Genomic DNA, 22384 nt, shown 5'->3' with positions numbered 1-22384 from the left:
GGTGAGAATGGTTTTCATGTGTCTGTAAAAACCAGTGTAGTCTCACACCTGTCTTAAGAAATCAGCCGTCAGGATGAACCTGTTCCCCGCCTACAGGCGGATAAACGGTAACTAGGCCCAGTCCTTCTTGGGGGAGGTGCCACCGATACCGGCGTTGAAGGTGTTGGTGGGGTCAAGCTCCTTAAAGTGCTCCACCATAGCTTCGGGCATGTGGTAGAGACGCCCATAGTTGTGCTCAGCCGGCAGCTTGGCGCCACGGGCCTCGAGCAGCTCCTGGATATCATCGTGCAGCTTATGGGGGTCAACGCCCTTCTTAGCGACGTAGTCCTGGTGCATGACGTGGCAGAAGAAGTGGCCGTAGTAGGCGGTAACATCCAGCTGGCTAGCAATTTCAGGGGGCAGTACTTCTAGCCAGTCCCAGTCATCGCGGCGCAGGGCAACATCGATGGGGATGAGCTCGCCCAGCTCCTTGCGCTTCATACTGGCGTAGCGGGTGGCGGCGCTGGCAGCGCCGAAGCGGTGGAGGTTGGCGCTCTGTGCCTCGTCCGCCGTGCAGATGAAGAAGTCGCCCTCATGTTCGGGAGCCGCGAAGAAGTCCTTAAGCATGGTTTCGGTCGCCTGCTTCTGGGCCTCGCTGACGGTGAGCAGCAGATGGTGTTCGAAGCGGTCGCGGTACTCCAGCATACGCTTGGGCAGCTGGCTGGGGACCAGGTCGAAGAAACGCTGGGAGACGGTGTCTGCGAAGGTGGGGCCGATGCCTGGAACCTTACCGAAGACCCCGTTAGCCCAGGTCTTGAAGGCAAACATGCGGGTCTGCAGTGCAGAGCTCATGTACTTGAGGAAAACGAAGGTGTCTTTGCCGTACTTTTCTGCCAGGTCGAAGGCGCTGCGGCCCATGTACTCACCCGAGATGGGCAGGGGCATGTCAGCTTCGAGGAAGATGCGGCGGATTTCTTCGAGCTCGCGAGGGTTGTGGGTGCCGATGTAGAACATGGCGGGGTTCTTCTCGAGCGGGAAGGTGCGGGTTCGCACGGCAAAGACCATGATTTTGCCAGCGGATCCGGACGCCTCAAACAGGTACTCGGGGTTGGAGTTGTAGCGGGCGGGGGTCGGCTCCATCTTGCGCAGGTGGGCGGCGTACTCGGTCTCGCTGCTGTCGGCAGGGGCGGGGGTGACATCGTCCGCCGACCAGGCGCCGCGCTGCAGGCGGTCGAGGGCGACCTCGGGGTCATCGCCCAGGGAGATGCCCAGGTGGTTGACCAGCTCGACCTTGCCTTCTTCGGTGACGCGGGCGTAGATGGCTTCGCGTGTGAAGGCCGGGCCCTTGCGAATCTGGCTGCCGCCGGAGTTATTGGCGATACCGCCGATGACCGAGGCACCGATGGAGGTGGACCCGATGACCGAGTGGGGTTCGCGGCCGTGTGGTGCCAGTTCTTCGGTCAGGTGGGTGAGGGTGGCGCCCGCCAGGGAGATGGCCTCGTGGGCGTCGTTAATCAGGTGCACCTGGTTGATGAGGTGGGTTGAGATGAGCACGATGGGGCGGTCGTAGTCCTGGAAGCCGGGGCCGGAACCGCCGGTCAGACCGGTGTTAGAGGCCTGGGGAATTACCATGAGGTTGTGGTCGACGCAGACCTGGAGCGCCTTCCACATCTGCACCAGGGTGGTGGGGCGGAGGACGGCAAGCAGGGGGCCGCCGCCGAAGCGGTAGCCCTTGCTGTAGGGCATGGTCGCGTGCTCTGCGGTGAGCACATGGTCAGAGCCCACAATGTCCTTGAATGCCGCGAGGGCCTGCTGATGGGCTCCTGAGTTTGCTGGGGAGGTCATCTCACATCTTTCTGTCGAGGGTTAGTGCTTTCACTTTGATTCTACTACCAGCCCCGCTCCTTCCACGCAGGCAGCTGGGGGCGTTCCCTGCCCAGGGTGGTGGAGTCGCCGTGGCCCGGCAGCACCAGGGTGCTATCGTCAAAGCGGGCGAAGATACGTTCTGAAACATCGGCAAAAAGCTGCTCAAAATCCTGGGGAGAGTTGGTCTTACCCACCCCGCCCGGGAAGAGCGAATCCCCGGTGAACAGCAGAGCCCGCTTACCGGCGTCCGCCCCCTCAGGTACCCGCAGGGCCAGGGCAATTGAACCCGGGGTATGCCCGCGCAGGGCAATCACCTCAAGCTCAATACCGGCTAAGGTCAGACGCTCGCCGCCCACCAGGCGTTCTTCAACCTCTACGCCTTCCTGCTCGGCGATAGCCTCAGCATCGGGGGCACCGCAGTAGGTTACCGGGTCCCAGGCCTCAACAGCCTCGGGCAGGGCGCGAATATGATCCCAGTGGGAATGGGTGGTTACCAGGGCGCGGACGCCGCCTCCCGCCTGGCCGTGGGCAGCGGGGGAGTCGGCGGCGGCAGCCTGCTGAGCGAAGGCGTTGATGGCGGGAAAATCGTCCGCGGCATCAATCAGCACCTGCCCACCGCTTGCCCGGTGGGTCAGCAGGTAGACGTTGTTTTCCATCTCCGATACCGCAATGGACCGCACGGTCAGGGCATCGGACTCAAAAATTAGGGTATTGGCTAGGTCACTCATGGCCCCATTCTAGGCTCTCACACCACTTTGTACCATGCCCTGCCCGTTTTAAGACCCCAGAATGAGCAGGAGGCGGTACAAACCGGGAGGGGTAGACGCTTTCATCGCCCACGCAAACCCTATAGAATATATCTTCGAAACAATCTCTTAGATAGGTGACTCATGGCAGGCTCAGCCACACAACCCACCGGCAACGACCTCACCCATATCCGTGTGCAGGGCGCCCGCGAAAACAACCTCAAAAACGTCGACCTCGACATCCCCCGCGACGCCATGGTCGTCTTCACCGGCCTCTCCGGGTCGGGCAAATCCTCCCTCGCCTTCGACACCATCTTCGCCGAGGGCCAGCGCCGCTACGTCGAATCCCTCTCCTCCTACGCCCGCATGTTCCTGGGCCAGGTCGACAAACCCGACGTCGACTTCATCGAGGGCCTCTCACCGGCCGTCTCCATCGACCAGAAATCTACCTCTAAGAACCCGCGCTCAACCGTCGGCACCATCACCGAAATCTACGACTACATGCGCCTGCTCTGGGCGCGTGTGGGCCACCCCCACTGCCCCGAGTGCGGCGAGGAAATCTCTAAGCAGTCCCCCCAGCAAATCGTTGATACCCTCATGGACTACCCCGAGAAAACCCGCCTGCAGGTGCTCGCCCCCGTGGTCTCAGCCCGCAAGGGCGAGTTCGTCGACCTCTTCAAAGAACTTTCTACCGCCGGCTACGCCCGCGCCCGCGTGGACGGCGAGGTCATCCAGCTCACCGACCCGCCCAAACTCGAAAAGCAGTACAAGCACACCATCGAGGTCGTTGTTGACCGTATTGCCATCAAGGAGAGCGTCCACCAGCGCCTGACCGACTCCGTCGAAACCGCGCTGGGGCTCGCCGACGGCAAGGTGCTCATCGACTTCGTGGACGAGGACGCCGACGCCCCGGGCCGCACCCGCTCCTTCAGCGAAAACCTGGCCTGCCCCAACGGCCACCCCCTAGCCGTCACCGAGGTCGAACCCCGAGCCTTCTCCTTCAACTCACCCTTTGGTGCCTGCGCAGCCTGCGACGGTATCGGCTCCACCCTCGAAGTGGACACCGACCTCATCGTCCCCAACCCCGACCTCTCCCTAGCCGAAGGCGCCGTTGCCCCCTGGGCCACCGGCAAGGCCACCAGTGAATACTGGCTCCGCCTGCTAGCTGGCCTGGCCGAAGAACTAGACTTCGACCTAGCTACCCCCTTCAAAGACCTGCCAGCCAAGGTTAAAAAAGCCATCCTCAACGGCAAGGACTACAAGGTCACCGTCGCCTACAAAAACCGCTTCGGCCGCGAACGCCGCTACACCTCCGGCTTCGAGGGCGCCAGCGCCTACATCAAACGCAAGTACGAAGAAACCGAATCAGATTGGTCAAAAGACCGCTACGAACAGTACATGCGAAAGGTCGCCTGCACCTCCTGCAACGGCGCCCGCCTCAACCCCACCATCCTGGCCGTCACCGTCGGCGGCAAGTCCATTGCTGATGTCACCGACATGCCCATGCGCGAAGCCCTCACCTTCATGCGCTCGCTGACCCTGAGTGAGCGCGAGGCTAAGATTGCTGAGCTGGTGCTCAAAGAAATTGATGCCCGCCTGCAGTTCCTGCTCGATGTGGGCCTGGACTACCTGAACCTGGCCCGCTCAGCGGGTACCCTCTCGGGTGGCGAAGCCCAGCGTATCCGCCTGGCAACCCAGATTGGCTCCGGCCTGGTGGGCGTGCTCTACGTGCTGGACGAACCCTCCATCGGCCTGCACCAGCGCGATAACCGCCGACTGATTGAAACCCTCACCAAGCTGCGCGACATGGGTAATACCCTCATCGTGGTGGAGCACGACGAAGACACCATGAAGGAAGCCGACTGGATCGTGGACGTCGGCCCCGGCGCTGGTGAGCACGGCGGGCAGATCGTGCACTCGGGTACCTTTGCCGAGCTCCTTGAGAATAAAAACTCCGTGACCGGTGACTACATGGCCGGACGCCGCGCCATCACGGTGCCCGCCACCCGCCGTCCGGTTGACCCCAAGCGCACCATCAAGGTCATTGGGGCTCGTGAAAACAACCTCAAGAACGTAGATGTCGAGTTCCCCCTGGGTGTGCTCACCGCCGTCACCGGCGTCTCCGGTTCGGGCAAGTCCACCCTGGTCAACGATATTCTCTACACCTCCCTGGCGAATAAGCTCAACGGGGCCAAGCAGGTGCCGGGCCGTCACAAGACCATTACCGGCCTGGAGCACCTCGACAAGATTATCCACGTGGACCAGTCGCCCATCGGCCGCACCCCGCGTTCAAACCCGGCGACCTATACCGGCGTCTTCGACCACATCCGCAAGCTCTTTGCAGAAACCACCGAAGCCAAGATGCGCGGCTACCAGCCCGGTCGTTTCTCTTTCAACGTCAAGGGCGGGCGCTGCGAAGCCTGCTCGGGCGATGGCACCCTCAAGATTGAGATGAACTTCCTGCCCGACGTCTACGTGCCCTGTGAGGTCTGCAAGGGTAAGCGCTACAACCGCGAGACCCTCGAAGTGCACTACAAGGGCAAGACTATTGCCGACGTCCTTGAAATGCCGGTCTCTGAAGCCGCCGAATTCTTCGCCGCCTTCACCAAGATCTCGCGCTATCTTGACACCCTGGTGGACGTGGGACTCGGCTATGTGCGTTTGGGTCAGTCAGCGACCACCCTCTCCGGCGGTGAAGCCCAGCGCGTCAAGCTGGCTACCGAGCTGCAAAAGCGCTCTAACGGCCGTTCCATCTACGTGCTCGATGAGCCCACCACCGGCCTGCACTTTGAAGATATCCGCAAGCTTCTTGGGGTGGTGCAGGGCCTGGTTGATAAGGGCAACACCGTCATTACCATCGAGCACAACCTGGACGTCATCAAGAGCGCCGACTGGCTCATCGACATGGGCCCCGAAGGCGGCGACGGCGGTGGCACCGTGCTGGCAACCGGTACCCCCGAGCAGCTGGCAACCGTTCCCGAATCCCACACCGGCCGCTTCCTAGCTGAGATGCTCTAGGGCAGCAGCACCCCGCCGGGGTATGCTAAATAGGTCAAAACAGCCCTAAAATTTCAAAAAGCATACCCCGGGTGGGGTGCCTGCCACGGTAGGCCCCGCCAGCTGTGCACCAAGGAGTTCTCATGTCCCTCAAATACAAGGCAACTCAAAAGACCGTCGAAGCCCTGCTCCGTACCGTCTTCCGCGCCCGCGTGACCGGCCTTGAGAACTTCCCCGCTGAGGGCCCCGTCATCGTGGCCTCCAACCACCTGGCCTTCCTTGACTCCGTGATTATCTCAGCCCTCATGCCCCGCCGGGTTGCCTTTCTCGCCAAGTCTGAGTACGTCAACTCACCGGGCTTTAAGGGCAAGGCCATGAAGACCCTCTTCCAGGTCATCGACATTATTCCGGTCAACCGCACCGACAAAAAAGAGTCCATGAAGGCCCTCGAAACCGCCCTCGACCGCCTCAACGAGGGCAAGGTCTTCGGTATCTACCCCGAGGGCACCCGCTCCCGCGACGGCTACCTCTATAAGGGAAAAATCGGGGTGGCCTGGCTGGCTCACATGACCGGGGCCACCGTAGTGCCCATCGGCCTGATTGGTACCGATAAGATTCAAAAGCCGGGCTCCAACATGGTCTACCCTCACCGTTTTACGGTGCGGGTGGGGGAGCCCATGACCTTCGAAAAACTGGGGGAGCGTATGAGCGGCAAGCAGCGCCGCCAGACCACCGACCAGATTATGGACGCTATCGCCCAGCTCTCTGGCCAGCCCCGCAAAAACGAATACAACGTCTCACCGTCAGCAGAACGCGACGGGGGAATCTAGCCCAGCACCCAGCGCGGGCTAGAGGCTCCTGCCGCTCCTGACCTAGCTCAAAGGACCTGATACACGTGGCCGATCCTGCCTCCTACCGCCCGGCGTCCGGCGAAATCCCTACCAACCCCGGGGTCTACCGCTTCCGCGACGAGGTGGGTCGTATTATCTACGTGGGTAAGGCCAAGAATCTGCGCAACCGCCTGAACTCCTATTTTGCCCGCGTAGATTCCCTGAGCCCCAAAACCTACGCTATGGTGCACACGGCCGCCTCGGTGGAGTGGACGGTGGTGGGCAGCGAGCTCGAATCGCTGCAGCTGGAGTACACCTGGATCAAGGAATACAAGCCCCGTTTCAACATCGCCTTCCGCGATGATAAGTCCTACCCCTACCTGGCTGTCACCCTTAAAGACCGCTTCCCGCGCGCCCAGGTCATGCGCGGGGAAAAGAAGAAGGGGGTGCGCTATTTCGGCCCCTACTCCCAGGCCTGGGCTATCCGCGAAACCCTTGACGCCCTCTTGCGGGTCTTCCCGGTGCGCACCTGCTCAGCCGGCGTTTTCAACCGGGCGCAGGCGTCCGACCGGCCCTGCCTGCTGGGCTACATCGACAAGTGCGCCGCCCCCTGCGTGGGTAGGGTGAGCCGCGAAGACCACCAGAAAATCGCTGAGGACCTGTGCTCCTTCATGGCCGGGGGAGCCGAGAAGTTCATTGCCGACCTGACTCGGCAGATGAAGGACGCCGCCGCCGACTTTGATTTTGAAAAGGCTGCCCGCCTGCGCGATGACATCGAAGCCCTGACCAAGGCTTTTGAACGCAACGCCGTGGTGCTGCCCGATTCGGTGAATGCCGACCTGTTCAACTTTGTTGAAGATGACCTAGAAGCTGCGGTGCAGGTGTTTTATGTGCGCGGCGGACGCATTCGCGGCCAGCGAGGCTGGATCGTTGAGAAGGTCGAAGACTCCACCCCCGAAGCCCTGGTCGACCACCTACTGGTTCAGGTCTACGGCGAGGCCGCTGCCGCCCTGGCCGCTGGGTCAACCGAGGAAGAGATTAACCACAACCTCAACGAGATACCCCGCCACATCAACGTGCCGGTCCTACCCGAAAACCACGAGAAGCTCGAAGAATGGCTCTCGGGTGTGCGCGGTGCCAAGGTGACCATTAGCGTGCCCCAGCGCGGCGACCGGGTTGAGCTGATGGCAACCGTTGCCGAGAACGCCAAACAGGCCCTGACCCTGCACAAGACCCGCCGGGCAGGGGACCTCACCACCCGCTCGGCCTCCCTGGTAGAGCTCCAAGAGACCCTGGAACTGCCCGAAGCCCTCATGCGCATCGAGTGCTACGACATCTCCCATGTGCAGGGCACTAACGTGGTGGCCTCCATGGTGGTCTTTGAGGACGGCCTGCCCAAGAAGAGCGACTACCGCAAGTTCTCCATTACCGGGGACGCCGCCCGCGACGATACCGCCAGCATGTACGACGTCATCTACCGACGCTTCCGCCGCTATCTCACCGACGAGGCCCCAGGGGCCCGGGTGCGGGCGTCCGGTCAAATCAGCGACGAGGACCTGCACACCAAGGAGCCGGCCAAGTTCGCCTACCCGCCCAACCTGGTCGTGGTGGACGGTGGCCAGCCCCAGGTTGCCGCCGCCACCCGGGCCCTCGAAGACCTGGGAATTACCGATATCTATGTGGTCGGTATCGCCAAGCGACTCGAAGAGCTCTGGCTGCCGGGCGACGACTTCCCCGTCATTCTGCCCAGAACCTCTAACGCCTTGTACCTAATTCAGCGTATTCGCGATGAGGCCCACCGCTTCGCTATCACTTTCCACCGCTCTAAGCGGGGTAAAGAAATGGTCAAATCAGCCCTCGACACCGTACCCGGGCTGGGCCCCGCCAAACGCGAAGCCCTCATCAAACACTTTGGCTCTCTCAAACAGCTTTCTGAAGCAAGCGCCGAAGAACTTCAAGAGGTACCGGGCATTGGCCCCGCTATGGCCCAGAAAATACGGGAACGCTTTGCTCCGGGACCTGGGAATGAACCCGAGAGTGAAGCAGTGCACTAAGCTAGAAGTACCAACCGAATGATTCGTGGAAGCGAGAGACCCCCACCCATGTCACCCAACTCCAGCGAGCAGACCGTCAAGCCGCAAATTCTTGTGATCACCGGTATCTCGGGAGCCGGTCGATCCACCGCAGCCAACACCCTCGAAGACGAGGGCTGGTACGTGGTCGATAACATCCCCCCGCAGATGCTCGGCTCCCTGGCCCAGCTCGTCAAAGATTCACCGGGCAAACTCCCCAAGGTAGCTGTGGGCATCGATATTCGTGCCCGCCGACAGCTGGCCGACCTGCCCGAAGCTATCAATAAGCTCCGCGCCTCTGATATCGACTTCTCCATGCTCTTTATGGACGCTGCCGATAAGGACATCATCGCTCGCTACGAAGCCCAGCGTCGCCCCCACCCCCTGCAACAGGGAGGTCTGGTTGCAGAAGCTATCGCCGAAGAACGCCGTATCTTTGCTGGCCTGCAAGAAGAGGCTGACTACGTCATTGATACCACCGGCATGAATATCCACCAGCTGGCTAAGAAGGTGCGTGAAACCTACGCTCCGGGCAAGGAACGCCTGGTCAACATCACCGTCATGAGCTTCGGTTTTAAGTACGGCACCCCCTCGGACGTTCACTACATGGCCGATATGCGCTTCATCCCCAACCCCCACTGGGTGCCCGGCTTACGGGCCCAGACCGGGCAGGACGCCGGCGTCCGCGACTTTGTCTTTGCCCAGGACGGCACTGAAGAGTTCATCAGCAACTACATCGCTGCCCTGCAGCCGGTGATCGCTGGCTACCGCCGTGAGGGCAAGCTCTATGCAACCTTTGCTATCGGCTGCACCGGCGGTAAGCACCGCTCTGTGGCCGTAAGCGAAGAAATCGCCCGCCGCCTGAGCGAGATGGAAGATGTCAACATCTCCGTGCACCACCGCGACATGGGGCGAGAATAATGTCTGAGGCAACCCGCATGAGCCGGTTCCCCGAAACCGGACTACTGCCTGTCACTGCCCAGGGGCACGACCTACCCGTGCGCGTCACTGCCCTGGGTGGTGGGCACGGCCTCTACGGCTCCCTATCTGCCCTCAAGCTCATTACCACCGCCCTGACCGCCGTGGTGACCGTGGCGGACGACGGTGGCTCCTCGGGTAAGCTCCGCGAAGAGCTGGACGTGCTGCCACCTGGCGACCTGCGCATGGCCCTTTCGGCCCTGTGCGACGACACTGACTGGGGTCGTACCTGGCGCGACGTTATGCAGCACCGCTTCACCTCCCGCAGCCCCGAACGTCCCACCGCCCTTGAAAACCATGCCCTGGGCAATCTGCTGATTGTCACCCTCTGGGAGCTGTTAGGCGACACCATCGCCGGGCTAGACTGGGCCGGGGCCCTGCTTAACGCCCGCGGACGCGTGCTCCCCATGGCTACTAGGCCCCTGGTAATCGAGGGTGATATCGTCACCACCAACGACCACGGGGTGACCTTCCGCGATACCGTCCAGGGCCAGGCCACCCTGGCCAAGGCAGGGCGTGTAGACAAGGTTCGCCTGCTACCCGAGAACACCGAAGCCTGCCCGGACGCCGTCCGCGCGGTGCACGAGGCCGATTGGGTGGTGCTAGGGCCGGGTTCTTTTTACACCTCCCTGCTCCCGCACCTGCTCCTGCCCGGCCTGCGCGACGCCATACTCAACACCAGCGCCCAGATTTGCCTGGTCATGAATCTGGAACTTGACGGCAAAGAAACCCGCGGTATGAGTGCCGCAGACCACCTGCTCGTTTTGCGTGAATACGTTCCAGAAATTAGGGTTAATACAGTTATCGCTGATCCTGCGACCGCAGGAGAGCGCACCACATTTGAAGACGTAGCGGCCCAGCTAGGGGCGAAGGTGCTCTGGGCTGATGTAGCGGAAGCCGACCAACCGGGCGTCCACGACCCCCTTAAACTAGCAGCTGCCTACAAGCACGTCTTCAAACGCTAACGCCGACCACACACCGGCACCCTCGCTTACAAGAGCAGACACTACTTTGGAGGAAGACCCGCATGGCCCTGACGGCATCGGTCAAAGAAGAGCTGGCACACTACGAAGCCACGCGCTCATCCGTGCGCAAAGCTGAGGTGGCCACAATCTTGCGCTTCACGAACGGTCTGCACCTTGTGCAAGGCAAAATCGTGGTCGAGGCTGAAGTTGACCTTGAAACTACCGCAGAGCGCCTGCGCTATAACATCGCCGAAATGTACGGCCATGAGGCTTCCATTACCTCTATCTCGGGTGGCGGGCTGCGCCGGGGCGGACGCTACGTTGTTCGCGTTGATCAGGGCGGCGAAGCGCTAGCCCGTCAGACCGGTTTGCTGGACGGACGCGGTCGCCCCGTCCGCGGTCTACCCCCTGCCGTGGTCAACGGCTCCCTGGCCGATGCTGAAGCTGTCATGCGCGGGGCCTTCCTGGCTCACGGTTCGCTGACCGAGCCCGGGCGTTCGTCCGCCCTGGAATTTACCTGCCCCGGCCCCGAGGCTGCCCTAGCCCTGGTCGGTGCCGCCCGCCGACTCGACGTGATTGCCAAGGCCCGCGAAGTACGCGGAGTAGACCGGGTGGTCGTGCGCGACGGTGAGACCATCTCCCTGCTGCTAGAGCGCATGGGTGCTGTTGACGCCCTCGACAACTGGCGGGAACGCCGCGCCCGTAAAGAGGTTCGCGCGACCGCTAACCGCCTCGCTAACTTCGACGACGCCAACCTGCGCCGTTCAGCCCAGGCCGCTGTCGCCGCCGGTGCCCGCGTTGAACGGGCTCTGGAAATCCTGGGCGATAAGGTACCCGAGCACCTGCGCTACGCCGGCGAACTGCGTGTTGCCCACAAGCAGGCGTCCCTTGACGAATTGGGCCGCCTGGCTGAACCACCCATGACCAAAGATGCTATCGCCGGTCGTATCCGCCGCCTGATTGCCATGGCCGATAAGCGAGCCGCCGAGCGTGGAATCCCGGGTACTGAAGCGGGCGTGAACGGCACAAACCACCCCAACTAGGCTGTGTGGGTTTTTGTTGGTTTGCCCTTTACTGGGTGGTCTTCCTCATGCTCTCACCCGACAAAACCCATATTTGCAGGTCAAAACGGGGGTCAAGCGTCCATAAACGCACGTAAGTCCACTTAAAAAAACGACAGAAACACACCAAAACTCACATAAACAGGGTATGATGGTTAACGAACCGGACGAGAGCTCACCCGCTTGAGCTGAAGGAACCACGTTTTCCCAAGTTCGGCGATGAAACGCCAGAACCGGCGTCTCGTCCACCAACGTCACTAACTGTATCTAGGAGTTTGATTTCAGTGACTGTACGCGTAGCTATTAACGGCTTTGGCCGCATCGGTCGTACCTTCTTCCGCGCAGCACAGCAGCACGGCGAAGGCTTCGAAATCGTTGCTATCAACGACCTGACCGACGTCAAGACCCTCGCACACCTGCTCAAGTACGACTCCATCATGGGTCGCTTCGACGGCGAAGTTGCTGTTTCTGAAAACGGCCTGACCGTCAACGGCAAGGAAATCAAGGTTCTGGCTGAGCGCAACCCCGCAGACCTCCCCTGGGCAGACCTCGGCGTAGACGTTGTTCTCGAATCCACCGGCTTCTTCACCGACGGTGAGAAGGCAAAGGCTCACCTCGAAGCTGGCGCCAAGAAGGTTATCCTCTCTGCACCCGGTAAGAACATCGACGGCACCTTCGTTATGGGCGTCAACGACGACCAGTACGATTCAGCCACCATGAACATCGTTTCAAACGCATCCTGCACCACCAACTGCCTGGCACCCATGGCTAAGGTACTGAACGACAAGTTCGGTATCGAGCGCGGTCTGATGACCACCATCCACGCCTACACCGCTGACCAGCGCCTGCAGGACGCCCCCCACTCAGACCTGCGCCGCGCCCGCGCCGCAGCCCTGAACATGGTTCCCACCTCAACCGGTGCAGCAGCAGCTGTTGGCCTGGTTCTGCCCGAACTGAAGGGCAAGCTGGACGGCTTCGCTGTTCGCGTTCCCACCCCCACCGGCTCCATCACCGACCTGACCTTCACCGCTTCACGCGAAGTTACCGTTGAAGAAGTCAACGCAGCCGTCAAGGAAGCAGCAGAGGGTGCCATGAAGGGCATCATCACCTACTCCGAGGAGCCCATCGTCTCCAAGGACATCGAAGGTGAGCCCGTCTCAACCGTCTTCGACGCCCCCCTGACCAAGGTCATCGGCAACCAGGTCAAGGTTATCGCCTGGTACGACAACGAATACGGCTACGTATCACGCCTGGTCATGTTCACCAACAAGGTTGTTGCAGCTCTCTAAGCTGACATCCACCGGTCTTTCATGAGACAGCAATAGGATAGGGTTAGCGGATCCACGCGCACGCGCGCGATTCGCTAACCCTTACCTATACCCAGCACTCACCAGGTGCCCACCCCATTCACCCTCACAAATAATGGAGAGAAAACTCCCATGGCTAAGACTCTTGCAGAGCTTATCGACGGTGGCGTAGCAGGCCGCCGCGTCCTCGTCCGCTCAGACCTGAACGTACCCCTCAAGGACGGCGTCGTCACCGATGACGGCCGCGTCCGCGCCTCCCTGCCCGTCCTCAAGAAGCTGACCGAGGCTGGTGCCCGCGTCATCGTCACTGCCCACCTGGGCCGCCCTAAGGGCAAGGTAGACCCCCAGTACTCCATCAAGCCCGCCGCTGAGCGCCTGGCTGAACTGGCAGATTTCCCCGTTGTCATCGCAACCGACCTGGTGGGCGAGGACGCCAAGGCTAAGGCCGAGGCCCTGAAGGACGGCGAACTGCTGGTCGTAGAAAACGTGCGCTACGACGCCCGTGAAACCTCCAAGGACGACGCCGAGCGCGCCGAATTCGCAGCAGAACTGGCTGCCCTGACCGGCGAGAACGGTGCCTACGTCAACGATGCTTTCGGCGCCGTTCACCGCAAGCACGCCTCGGTGTACGACATTGCCAAGGAACTGCCCGCCTACCTGGGTGACCTGGTCAAGACCGAAGTTGACGTTCTGCAGAAGGTCATCAAGAACCCCGACCGCCCCTTCGTCGTTGTGATGGGTGGCGCTAAGGTCTCAGACAAACTGGCAGTTATCGACAACCTCATCGGCAAGGCAGACACCCTGCTGATCGGCGGCGGCATGGGCTACACCTTCGCCAAGGCCATGGGCTACGAGATCGGCCAGTCCCTGCTGGAAGAAGACCAGATCGAAAACTGCAAGCGCTACATGGAAGAAGCCCCCAAGAAGGGTACCGAACTCATCATCGCCTCAGACATCGTCTGGTCAGATGACTTCTCCAACGACGCTAACACTGAAATCCGCCCCATCGAAGACCTCACCGGCGGTAAGCTGGGCGCCAAGGCAGAGGGCCTTGACATCGGCCCCGCCACCCGCGAACTCTTCGCCCAGAAGATCAAGGAAGCTAAGCTGGTCTTCTGGAACGGCCCCGTAGGCGTCTTCGAAATTGAAGCCTTCGCAGGCGGCACCAAGGCAGTAGCCGACGCCCTCGTCGAGTCAGAGGCCTTCTCCATCATCGGTGGCGGCGACTCAGCATCAGCAGTGCGCAACCTGGGCTTCTCCGACGACCAGTTCGGCCACATCTCCACCGGCGGTGGCGCTTCCCTCGAATACATCGAAGGTAAGACCCTGCCCGGCCTCGAAGCACTCGGCGCCTAAAACAACACCACGTGGCAGTAAGCCACCCGGCGGTTAACCCGCCAGCGGGCAGGACGGGCGCACCCGCCGCGTCCTGCCCACCCACCTCAAGATTTCGCGAAAGGAACGAGCCCATGACTCGCAAGCCCCTCATCGCAGGCAACTGGAAGATGAACATGGACCACACCGAAGGTGTGACCCTGCTCCAGAAACTGGCCTGGACCCTAGACGACACCAACTTCGACTACGACACCGCCGAAGTTGCCGTTTTCCCTCCCTTCACCGACATCCGCTCAGTACAGACCCTCGTTGACGGCGACAAGCTCAACATCGTCTACGGCGGCCAGGACCTCTCAGACCAGGACTCCGGCGCCTACACCGGAGACATCTCCGGCGTCTTCCTCAAGAAGCTCGGTGCAACCTACGTGCTGGTCGGCCACTCAGAGCGCCGCACTATCCACGGTGAGACCGACGCCGTCTGCGCCGCTAAGGTACAGGCTGCCTACCGCAACGAGCTCACCCCCGTACTCTGCGTCGGTGAAGGCCTCGACAAGCGTGAAGCCGGCGAACACGTCGACTTCACCCTGGACCAGCTGCGCGGCTCCATCGAGGGCCTAACCGCAGAACAGGCTGAAACCCTGGTTGTTGCCTACGAGCCCGTCTGGGCTATCGGTACTGGCAAGGTTGCAACCGCAGCTGACGCCCAGGAAATGAGCAAGGCCATCCGCGAGGAACTGACCAAGCTCTACTCCGCAGAGGTCGCCGACAAGGTCCGCGTACTCTACGGCGGCTCCGTCAAGGCAGCATCAGCCCCCGAAATCATGGCTGAGGCAGACGTCGACGGCGTACTGGTGGGCGGCGCTTCCCTCGACGCCACCGAATTCGCTAACATCGCTCGTTACAAGGCCTAAAAAATACCCTAACTAGGGGTATAGTAGATTGATGGCGCTTCGAAACGCCCTTCAACCCGACTGAAAGGTTCTGCGTGGAAACCCTCAAGATTATCCTGATGGTCCTCATCGCTATCGCGAGCATTCTTACCATCCTGCTGGTTCTACTGAACCGCGGTAAGGGCGGCGGCCTTTCAGATATGTTCGGTGGTGGCATGACCACCTCCCTGAACTCTTCGGGCATGGCATCTAAAAACCTGATTCGCCTGACCGTTACAGTGATTCTGCTGTGGGTCTTTGCGATTATCGGTTACGCCCTGGTGCTGCGTTTCTCTGAGGTTGCTGTTATCTAGGCTTACATCAAAAATTCCCGCCTACCGGTTCACCGGTAGGCGGGAATTTTTTTATCTCTGAATACCTGAACTCTAGGAAGCTGAGCCGATGGCGTCCTCGGTTGCCAGAATCAGGGTTTCAAGCAGACCGCGGGCCCCAGCTGCCGGGGTCTGGGTGAGGATCTCGGCGGTTAGCTGGGTTTCAGGCAGAGCGGACGCCGCCCGCAGGCGGGCAGTTGCCTCGGCCTTGTCGCTACCGGCAACCAGGAACCAGATACGCTCCGAGTAGTTGATCACCGGCAGGGTCAGGCTTACGCGGGTGGGCGGGGGCTTGGGGGAGTCGTGCACCGCAAGGGTGGTGACCTCAGCCTCTAGAATCTCGGCCCGGTCGGGGAAGAGGGAGGCGATGTGGCCATCGGGCCCCATACCCAGCAGGGTCAGGTCAAAGAGGGGGGACGCTTCACCCTCGGGGGCGTAGCGAGCCAGCTCAGCGGTGTAGGCTTCGGCAGCTTCCTCCGGGGTGTCAAAAACATCTGAGGCACCCATGACGTGCAGGTTCTCTTCCGGCAGCCCCAGGGAGGTGAGCCAGGCGTCCTTGGCCTGCTGTTCGTTGCGATCAGCGTGGCCGCGCGGCACAAAACGCTCGTCTGACCACCAGAAATGAACCTTGGACCAGTCCACGGTAGCGCTCAGCGGGCTTTCTGCAATACCCGCAAGCACCGCAATACCCATGGTGCCGCCGGTCAGCGACAGGTGGGCAATACCGCGGGCTGCCACAGCGGTGGCAGCCACATTGATGATGCGGGTGGCGCCGGCCAGCTGGAGCTGGGCTTTATCGCGGTGGGGAACCACTACAGGGTTAGGCATCGTAGACCTCCGTGTAATCAGCGTTGTCATCGTGAACGTCATTGACATTAACATCCACCACGATGTTGCCGCTAGAGACAACAGACCTGAGCACCTCACCGTAGACCTCATCGGGGTCAAGACGGCGAAGCTCTTCTGCCAGGCAGTCGGCCAGGGAGCGGGCCGGCAGGGAAATCTGCTGGTCGGGCACACCGGGGGAAGAAATGGTAGCAATGTTGCGCCCGGGGCGGTGGATGATGATGGAGCCGTCTTCGCGTTCAAGTTCTACCCTGTAGAGACCGCGCTGCACGTCGGTGGTGCGCAGGTGCACCTCAGCGCCCAGGCGGTCACCCAGCCAGGCACCGAGCAGAACGACCGAGGGGCTCATGGACGAACCGGAGACCACCACGCGCTTGACGGGGGAGGGCTCAATCTGGTCGAAGACAGCGGCAATCTGAATACGCCAGAGGGTCAGGCGAATCCATGCCAGGTCGGTGTCGCCGTCCTTGTAGCTGGCAGCCAGCTTCTCTAGCACGCCCAGGGGGTCGTAGGCGCGGGCTGAATCGGTGATACGGCGCTGGGCAATCTTGCCGATAGAGTGCTCTGCCGGGTTCTCGGGAACCGAGTGGGGCCACCAGGCAACGATGGGGGAGTCGGGTAGCAGCAGCCCCGAAATCAGGGACTCGGTAGCAACAGCCGCTGAACCGTACCCGCGCAGAATGATGAGCTCTGAAGCACCCGCGTCGCCGCCCACGTAAATGCGGGCATCAAGCCGATCGTCGGCGTCCTGACCGTAATCAATGTGGACGATAATGCGGGAAGGGTGCTCGTAGGAGGCCTTCAAGGCCGCCTCAACAGCGGTTTTTGAGTGGCCCTTCTCGGCCAGAATGACCAGGGTGAGCACACGAGAGGACGTGGTTGCCCCCTCCTCACTGCGCAGGCGGGAGAGCTCCTTGGCAACCTCGCCCACAGTGGTGTCTTTGAGTTTCTTCATCATGGGCGCCTCCAAGCACGGCCGTCGCGTTCCAACATTTCGTGGGCTGAAGCCGGGCCCCACGAACCGGGGGCGTAGGCTTCGGGTTTAATCTTGTTTTCTTCCCAGTACTCTTCGAAGGGGTCAAGAATCTTCCAGGAGAGCTCAACCTCTTCATGCCGGGGGAAGAGCGGGGGCTCACCGAGCAGCACATCGAGAATCAGACGCTCGTAGGCCTCGGGAGACTCTTCGGTGAAGGAGTGGGAGTAGCCAAAGTCCATGTTAACGTCGCGGATTTCCATCTGGGTGCCGGGCACCTTCGAGGCAAAGCGCAGGGTCATTCCCTCATCGGGCTGCACGCGAATCACAATCGCGTTCTGGCCGGAGCTATCGGCACTGCCGCCAAAGAGCAGGTTGGGGGCCTTCTTGAAGACCACAGCAATTTCGGTGACGCGGCGGCCCAGGCGCTTGCCCGCGCGCAGGTAGAAGGGAACGCCCGCCCAGCGGCGGGTGTTGATGTTCAGCTTGAGGGCGGCGAAAGTTTCGGTGCGGGAGTCGGCGGGAATGTCGTTCTCGTCAAAGAAGCCGTTGACCTCTTCACCGCCTTGGTTGCCGGCAGCGTACTGGCCGATGGCAAAGGCTGAGGCAATATTATCGGGAATCTGGACTGCCTCAAGCACCTTGGCCTTCTCGGCGCGCAGGTGCTCGGCGTTGAAGCTGACGGGCTCTTCCATGGCAGTGAGTGCCAGCAGCTGCAGCAGGTGGTTCTGAATGACGTCGCGGGCAGCGCCCACGCCGTCGTAGTAGCCAGCGCGGGTTCCGATGCCGATGTCCTCGGCCATGGTGATTTGTACGTGGTCTACGTTGGTGGCGTTCCAGAGGGGCTCAAACATCTGGTTCGCAAAGCGCATGGCCAAAATGTTCTGCACGGTCTCTTTACCCAGGTAGTGGTCGATGCGGAAGACCGAATCGGCGGGGAAGACTCGCTCTACAATGGCGTTGAGTTCGCGGGCGGTCTCCAGGTTATGACCAAAGGGCTTTTCTATGACCACACGGCGCCAACCCTCATGCTGGTTGTGGTTGGCTAGGTCATGGTCAGCTAGCTTCTGTAGGACCTGGTCGAAGTCCTTGGGAGGAATAGATAGGTAGAAGGCGTGGTTCCCTCGGGTGCCACGGGTCTCGTCGAGCTCGGCCAGGGTTGCCTTGAGCTTTTCAAAGGACTCATCGGAGTCGAAGGTGCCGGTGACAAAGCGAATACCGGCAGCGAACTGGTTCCAGACGTCCTCGCGGAAGGGGGTGCGGGCGTGGGCTTCAACGTGCCCGCGCACCTCCTTCTGGAAGTCCTCGTGGCTCCACTCGCGGCGTCCGAAGCCCACCAGGCCGAAACTCGGTGGGAGCAGGCCACGGTTGACCAGGTCGTAGACGGCTGGGAGCAGTTTCTTGCGCGCAAGGTCGCCGGTGACGCCGAAGAAGACCAGAGAGGACGGGCCTGCCACCCGGGTCAGTCTGCGATCGCGCGGGTCGCGCAGGGGGTTTGAATCGTGAGTGTTGGCCACCGCCGTGAATCCTTCACAGGTTGGTTGGGGCGGCAGCTGTGAAAGGTGTGGGGGCTGCCGCGGTTCTCTTGTTCTAGTGTACTAGTGCCCACCGGGCCGGCGGGTGCTTGCCGCCGGGCTGGGGTGATGGTGAGTGGGTCCAGTGAGGGTGGGGGATACGACCCCCACCCTCAGCGTGAAACGGTACTACTTGCTGTCAGCCAGTGCGGCGGTAACGGTGTCGAGCAGTTCCTTCCAGGAGACCTCGAACTTCTCAACGCCTTCGGTTTCCAGCTTTTCTACCACGTCGTTGTAGGAGATACCTACAGCTTCGAGCTGGTTGAGGATCTCGGTGGATTCCTCGTAGGTGCCCTCGATAGCGTTACCCGCAACCTCTGCGTGGTCGAAGGTTGCGTTGAGGGTTGCCTCGGGCATGGTATTGACGGTGCCGGGGGCTGCAATTTCGGTGACGTAGAGGGTGTCGGGGTAGGCGGGGTTCTTCACGCCGGTGGATGCCCAGAGCGGACGCTGGCGGTTGGCACCTGCGGCTTCCAGGCGGGCCCAGCGCTCTGAGGAGAAGGCCTGCTCGTAGACTTCGAAGGCCAGGCGGGCGTTAGCTACACCGGCCTTGCCGCGCAGGGCGAGGGCTTCGTCGGTGCCGATAGCCTCAAGGCGGGCATCGATCTCAGTGTCGACGCGGGAGACGAAGAAGGAGGCAACGGAGTGGATCTTTGAGAGGTCCTTACCGTTTTCCAGTGCCTTTTCGAGACCCAGCAGGTAGGCGTTGATGACGGCGCGGTAACGCTCCAGGGAGAAAATCAGGGTGACGTTGACCGAGATACCTTCAGCCAGGGCCTCAGCGATGGGCTCTAGGCCCTCTTCGGTGGCGGGAATCTTGATCATGACGTTCTCGCGGCCAACTGCTGAGTAGAGCTCCTTAGCCTGGGCCAGGGTTGCAGCTGATTCGCGGGCCAGCAGGGGAGAGACCTCGATGGAGACGCGGCCGTCAAAGCCCTGGGTTGCCTCGTAGATGGGGGCAAACACGTCGCAGGCGTCGCGCACGTCGTCAATCATGGCAGCAAAGCCAGCTGCCTCTGCCTCGGTGCCCTCTGCTGCCAGCTTCTTCATCTGCTCGGCGTAGGCTGCGCCGTTCGACAGAGCGGCAGCGAAGATGGAGGGGTTGGTGGTTACACCGACCACGTTCTTGGTGTCGATGAGCTCCTGCAGGTTACCGCTGGTGAGACGCTCGCGGGAGAGGTCATCGAGCCAGATGGAGACGCCTGCGTCTGAAAGCTTCTGGGTGGGGGTAGTCATAATGTTTTCCTTAACTTGACGTTCGGTTAGCGGGCAGCGGCGATGGACTCGCGAGCCTTGGCAGCGACGTTCTCGGCGGTGAAGCCGTAGTCGGCGAAGAGTTCCTCGGCTGAGGCTGAGGCACCGTAGTGTTCCAGGGAAACGGCGCGGCCTGCTTCGCCTAGAATGTCCATCCAGGGCATGGCCAGGCCGGCTTCAACGGTCACGCGGGCCTTGACGGCGGAGGGGATGACTGATTCGCGGTACTCGGCAGACTCAGCTGCGAACCACTCGCGGCAGGGCATGGAAACAACGCGGGCGGCGATACCCTCTTCTGCTAGCTGGGTGCGGGCAGCTAGGGCAACCTCGACCTCAGAACCGGTGGCAATGAGGATCACGTCGGGGGTGCCTTCGGTGTCAGCCAGCACGTAACCGCCGCGGGCAGCGCCGTTAGCGGAAGCGAACTTCTCACCCTCGGCGTCCGCGTGCAGGTCTTCACGAGCCACGTTGGTCAGGTTCTGGCGGGAGAGCACCAGGCCGGCGGGGTGGTCCTTGATGTCCAGAATCTTGCGCCAGGCTACAGCGGTTTCGTTACCGTCAGCGGGGCGCACAACATCGAGGTTGGGGATTGCGCGCATAGCGGTCAGGTGCTCAACGGGCTGGTGGGTGGGGCCGTCCTCGCCCAGACCGATAGAGTCGTGGGTCCAGACGAAGATGTTGGGCACACCCATGAGCGCTGCCAGGCGGACGGCCGGGCGCTGGTAGTCGGTAAAGACGAAGAAGGTTCCGGAGAAAGGACGGGTGGGCGAAGACAGCGCGATACCGTTGGTGATAGCTGCGGCGGCGTGCTCGCGAATACCGAAGTGCAGCACACGACCGTAGGGGTGGCCGGTCCAGCTCTTGGTGGAGCGGGACTCGGGGTTGAAGGACTTCTCGGTATCGATGGTGGTGTTGTTTGACCCTGCTAGGTCGGCTGAACCGCCCCAGAGCTCGGGCAGAACCGGAGCGATTGCGTTGATAACCTTGCCCGATGCTGCACGGGTTGCGATGGAGGTGCCAGCCTCAAAGGTTGGCAGGGCCTCATCAAGTTCGGCGGGCAGCTTGCCAGCAACCATGCGCTCGTAGAGCTTGGCCTGCTCGGGGTTGGCGGCAGCCCAGGCATCGAAGGACTTCTGCCACTCGTCACGCTCAGCTGCGCTGCGCTCAACCAGGGCGCGGGTGTGCTCAAGAATCTCGGGCTCCACCACGAAGTGCTGTTCGGGGTCGAAGCCCAGTACCTTCTTGGTGGCTGCAACTTCGTCGGCACCCAGCTTGGAGCCGTGGATGCCACCGGTGTTCTGCTTGGTGGGGGCGGGGTAGCCGATAATGGTGCGCAGCTCGATGAAGGAGGGCTTGTCGGTGACCTTGGTTGCTGCGACGATAGCGTCGTAGAGGGCCTCGACGTCTTCCTTGTAGTCGCCGCCAGCGGTCCAATCGACCTTGGCAACGTCCCAGCCGTAGGCCTCGTAGCGGGCTGCGACGTCCTCGGTGAAGGCGACGTCGGTGTCATCTTCAATGGAGATGTGGTTGCGGTCGTAGATCACGACCAGGTTGCCCAGCTGCTGGTGGCCGGCCAGAGCGGACGCCTCGGCGGTTACACCCTCCTGCACATCGCCCTCAGAGGCAATGGTGAAGACGGTGTGGTCAAAGGGGGAGGTGCCGGGAGCAGCTTCGGGGTCGAAGAGGCCGCGCATGCGACGCTGGGCGTAGGCAAAGCCCACAGCGGACGCCAGACCCTGGCCCAGGGGGCCGGTAGTGATTTCGACGCCCTTGGTATGACCAAATTCGGGGTGGCCGGGAGTCAGGGCGCCAGCGGTGCGCAGGGCCTTAATGTCGTCAAGTTCCAGACCAAAACCACCCAGGAAGAGCTGGTTGTACAGGGTCAGCGAGGTGTGGCCGGGGGAGAGAATGAAGCGGTCACGACCCTCCCAACGGTCATCGCGGGGATCCTGACGCATGACCTTCTGGAAGAGCAGGTAGGCCACAGGAGCCAGGCTCATCGCGGTACCGGGATGGCCCGAGCCAACCTTCTCAACGGCGTCCGCAGCAAGCACGCGCGCGGTATCAACCGCGCGCTGGTCTTTCTCGGTCCATTCAAGCTTCTGATTCAGGTTAGGCATCAGCCGTCCTCTCTCAATCTGGCTACCCAGAAATATTCATCAAACTTATTCTTCTACCCGCCCACCGCCGCCCCGCGGGGCAAGCCCACACAAGCACACGGTAAAACCGGCAAAAGACGCTACTTCCAGGATAGTTCACCTGCGCATATGTGGGCTTGGTTTGCCTCTCAGCGGACGCCCCCGCTTTAGGGGTGCGCTTAATCTATTAGCCAGGGGGTAG

The 22384-nt window shown here is 61.5% G+C and carries 17 protein-coding genes; 10 read left to right on the top strand and 7 right to left on the bottom strand.

Translation table 11 applies throughout. The annotated features are described in order from the left end of the window. Window positions 1–111 precede the first annotated feature (111 nt). Together dld and L7A20_RS06430 are read right to left on the bottom strand one after the other, a co-directional pair. Window positions 112–1824 (bottom strand): D-lactate dehydrogenase, encoded by a 1713-nt coding sequence (gene dld / locus L7A20_RS06435; RefSeq protein ID WP_237222812.1) that lies wholly within the window; start codon window positions 1822–1824, stop codon window positions 112–114. Between the two features lie 44 nt (window positions 1825–1868). Beyond that, on the bottom strand, window positions 1869–2573 hold the full coding sequence (locus tag L7A20_RS06430) for an MBL fold metallo-hydrolase (RefSeq protein ID WP_237222811.1): 705 nt from the start codon (window positions 2571–2573) through the stop codon (window positions 1869–1871). Window positions 2574–2735: 162 nt separating this feature from the next. Here L7A20_RS06430 and uvrA point away from each other — a divergent pair, with 162 nt between their 5' ends. The 10 genes from uvrA (at window position 2736) to secG (ending at window position 15379) form a co-directional block, all read left to right on the top strand. Next, the gene (uvrA, locus tag L7A20_RS06425; protein ID WP_237222810.1) at window positions 2736–5609 is read left to right on the top strand and encodes an excinuclease ABC subunit UvrA; all 2874 of its coding nucleotides are present in this window, start codon (window positions 2736–2738) and stop codon (window positions 5607–5609) included. Between the two features lie 122 nt (window positions 5610–5731). Beyond that, entirely contained in the window at window positions 5732–6418 is a 687-nt protein-coding gene (locus tag L7A20_RS06420) for a lysophospholipid acyltransferase family protein (protein WP_237185599.1), read from the top strand. Window positions 6419–6483: 65 nt separating this feature from the next. Beyond that, window positions 6484–8472 carry an excinuclease ABC subunit UvrC gene (gene uvrC / locus L7A20_RS06415; RefSeq protein ID WP_237185600.1) on the top strand — a complete coding sequence of 663 codons (1989 nt, stop codon included), beginning with the start codon at window positions 6484–6486 and terminating at the stop codon, window positions 8470–8472. Window positions 8473–8520: 48 nt separating this feature from the next. Continuing rightward, window positions 8521–9411, top strand: a complete 891-nt coding sequence (gene rapZ, locus L7A20_RS06410) for an RNase adapter RapZ (RefSeq protein WP_237195866.1) — start codon at window positions 8521–8523, stop codon at window positions 9409–9411. Then, window positions 9411–10433, top strand: a complete 1023-nt coding sequence (locus L7A20_RS06405) for a gluconeogenesis factor YvcK family protein (protein WP_423817430.1) — start codon at window positions 9411–9413, stop codon at window positions 10431–10433. The genes rapZ and L7A20_RS06405 overlap by 1 nt, the downstream gene beginning before the upstream one ends. A 62-nt stretch (window positions 10434–10495) precedes the next feature. Continuing rightward, window positions 10496–11476: a DNA-binding protein WhiA gene (gene whiA, locus L7A20_RS06400; protein WP_237195868.1), complete on the top strand. Its 981-nt coding sequence runs from the start codon at window positions 10496–10498 to the stop codon at window positions 11474–11476. Between the two features lie 302 nt (window positions 11477–11778). Beyond that, window positions 11779–12783, top strand: coding sequence for a type I glyceraldehyde-3-phosphate dehydrogenase (gap, locus tag L7A20_RS06395; protein WP_237185603.1), 1005 nt, complete (start codon window positions 11779–11781; stop codon window positions 12781–12783). 150 nt (window positions 12784–12933) lie between these two features. After that, the gene (locus L7A20_RS06390) at window positions 12934–14157 is read left to right on the top strand and encodes a phosphoglycerate kinase (protein WP_237222809.1); all 1224 of its coding nucleotides are present in this window, start codon (window positions 12934–12936) and stop codon (window positions 14155–14157) included. A gap of 113 nt (window positions 14158–14270) precedes the next feature. Further along, on the top strand, window positions 14271–15047 hold the full coding sequence (tpiA, locus tag L7A20_RS06385) for a triose-phosphate isomerase (RefSeq protein ID WP_185172977.1): 777 nt from the start codon (window positions 14271–14273) through the stop codon (window positions 15045–15047). Window positions 15048–15121: 74 nt separating this feature from the next. After that, entirely contained in the window at window positions 15122–15379 is a 258-nt protein-coding gene (gene secG / locus L7A20_RS06380; RefSeq protein WP_237185606.1) for a preprotein translocase subunit SecG, read from the top strand. Between the two features lie 72 nt (window positions 15380–15451). On the opposite strand, the gene pgl is transcribed toward secG, so the two are convergent. From pgl to tkt, 5 genes are all read right to left on the bottom strand, one after another. Further along, window positions 15452–16225: a 6-phosphogluconolactonase gene (gene pgl, locus L7A20_RS06375; protein ID WP_237222808.1), complete on the bottom strand. Its 774-nt coding sequence runs from the start codon at window positions 16223–16225 to the stop codon at window positions 15452–15454. Beyond that, entirely contained in the window at window positions 16218–17201 is a 984-nt protein-coding gene (locus L7A20_RS06370; RefSeq protein WP_237222807.1) for a glucose-6-phosphate dehydrogenase assembly protein OpcA, read from the bottom strand. Before L7A20_RS06370 ends, pgl begins: the two co-directional genes overlap by 8 nt. After that, complete coding sequence (zwf, locus tag L7A20_RS06365; protein ID WP_237222806.1) at window positions 17198–18733, bottom strand: glucose-6-phosphate dehydrogenase; 1536 nt, start codon at window positions 18731–18733, stop codon at window positions 17198–17200. The genes L7A20_RS06370 and zwf overlap by 4 nt, the downstream gene beginning before the upstream one ends. Window positions 18734–18919: 186 nt before the next feature. Then, a complete protein-coding gene (gene tal, locus L7A20_RS06360; RefSeq protein ID WP_237222805.1) occupies window positions 18920–20026 on the bottom strand; it encodes a transaldolase in 1107 nt (368 codons plus the stop codon). 26 nt (window positions 20027–20052) lie between these two features. After that, on the bottom strand, window positions 20053–22164 hold the full coding sequence (gene tkt / locus L7A20_RS06355) for a transketolase (protein WP_237222804.1): 2112 nt from the start codon (window positions 22162–22164) through the stop codon (window positions 20053–20055). Window positions 22165–22384 lie beyond the last annotated feature (220 nt).

The organism is Rothia nasimurium (genome assembly GCF_928381415.1).
GTDB lineage: Bacteria > Actinomycetota > Actinomycetes > Actinomycetales > Micrococcaceae > Rothia > Rothia nasimurium_H.
Note: the sequence above shows the minus strand (reverse complement) of the source record. Positions and strands in the feature narration are given on the sequence as shown.

Excerpts from the sequence above, each read along its gene's own strand:
- dld (WP_237222812.1), bottom strand. The coding sequence starts at position 1,824 with ATGACCTCCCCAGCAAACTCAGGAGCCCATCAGCAGGCCCTCGCGGCA.
- L7A20_RS06430 (WP_237222811.1), bottom strand. The coding sequence starts at position 2,573 with ATGAGTGACCTAGCCAATACCCTAATTTTTGAGTCCGATGCCCTGACC.
- uvrA (WP_237222810.1), top strand. The coding sequence starts at position 2,736 with ATGGCAGGCTCAGCCACACAACCCACCGGCAACGACCTCACCCATATC.
- L7A20_RS06420 (WP_237185599.1), top strand. The coding sequence starts at position 5,732 with ATGTCCCTCAAATACAAGGCAACTCAAAAGACCGTCGAAGCCCTGCTC.
- rapZ (WP_237195866.1), top strand. The coding sequence starts at position 8,521 with ATGTCACCCAACTCCAGCGAGCAGACCGTCAAGCCGCAAATTCTTGTG.
- L7A20_RS06405 (WP_423817430.1), top strand. The coding sequence starts at position 9,411 with ATGTCTGAGGCAACCCGCATGAGCCGGTTCCCCGAAACCGGACTACTG.
- whiA (WP_237195868.1), top strand. The coding sequence starts at position 10,496 with ATGGCCCTGACGGCATCGGTCAAAGAAGAGCTGGCACACTACGAAGCC.
- L7A20_RS06390 (WP_237222809.1), top strand. The coding sequence starts at position 12,934 with ATGGCTAAGACTCTTGCAGAGCTTATCGACGGTGGCGTAGCAGGCCGC.
- tpiA (WP_185172977.1), top strand. The coding sequence starts at position 14,271 with ATGACTCGCAAGCCCCTCATCGCAGGCAACTGGAAGATGAACATGGAC.
- pgl (WP_237222808.1), bottom strand. The coding sequence starts at position 16,225 with ATGCCTAACCCTGTAGTGGTTCCCCACCGCGATAAAGCCCAGCTCCAG.
- L7A20_RS06370 (WP_237222807.1), bottom strand. The coding sequence starts at position 17,201 with ATGATGAAGAAACTCAAAGACACCACTGTGGGCGAGGTTGCCAAGGAG.
- tal (WP_237222805.1), bottom strand. The coding sequence starts at position 20,026 with ATGACTACCCCCACCCAGAAGCTTTCAGACGCAGGCGTCTCCATCTGG.
- tkt (WP_237222804.1), bottom strand. The coding sequence starts at position 22,164 with ATGCCTAACCTGAATCAGAAGCTTGAATGGACCGAGAAAGACCAGCGC.